The sequence below is a fragment of the Rahnella sp. P4_A8 genome (assembly GCF_056402435.1).
On the sequence record NZ_JBFUHK010000324.1, the window covers coordinates 1 to 760 of the forward strand.

General features: G+C 55.3%; 1 pseudogene. It reads left to right on the forward strand.

Going from position 1 to position 760, the window contains the following annotated elements:
• Positions 1–760, forward strand: a pseudogene (locus AC1DUO_RS25735) (IS4-like element IS1271 family transposase); the annotation flags it as partial.

Sequence of the window (760 nt, forward strand, 5' to 3'; positions counted from 1 at the left end):
ACTGGCATGCAGAGGCAAAACATCCTCTCTGGCACGGACTGACACTCAATGCCGTCGATGGCGTAGTCTGGCATACGCAGGACACGCCTGAAAATGCAGAGGCCTTCGGTAAGGCTTCGAACCAGCACGGCGAACGCGGATATCCTCAGGTCCGCATGGTCTGCCTGATGGAACTGAGCAGTCACCTGTTGCGGGCCAGTGTGATGGACAGTTACGACGTGAACGAGATGCGCCTGGCGGCAMAGCTSGCAGMCAGCGCGCCGGATAACAGTATTACGCTGTTYGATAAGGGTTTTTACTCTTTAGGCCTGCTACATRACTGGCATAATGCGGGCGAAAATCGCCACTGGCTGACGCCGCTGAAAAAGAACACGCAGTACGAGGTGGTGTGTAAGCYCGGCAAACAGGACGAGCTGATACGGCTGAAAACGTCACCGCAGGCCAGAAAACAGTGGGAAGGACTGCCGGAAGAAATGACCGTGCGGCTTATCCGCCGGAAGGTCAATGGCGTTGAACGGCAGGTTCTGACGTCAATGACGGATGCRATGCGTTATCCGGCCGCCAGCGTGGCGGAGCTTTATAAGCATCGCTGGGAAATCGAGTTAGGATACCGGGAGRCKAAGCAGTTTTTACTGGGGAACCGGTGGGCGCTGAGAAGCAAACTGCCGGAAATGGTCAGGCAGGAACTGTGGGGTATCCTGCTGAGTTATAACCTTATTCGTTACCAGATGATCAAGATGGCGTTCAGCCTGAAGGGAGA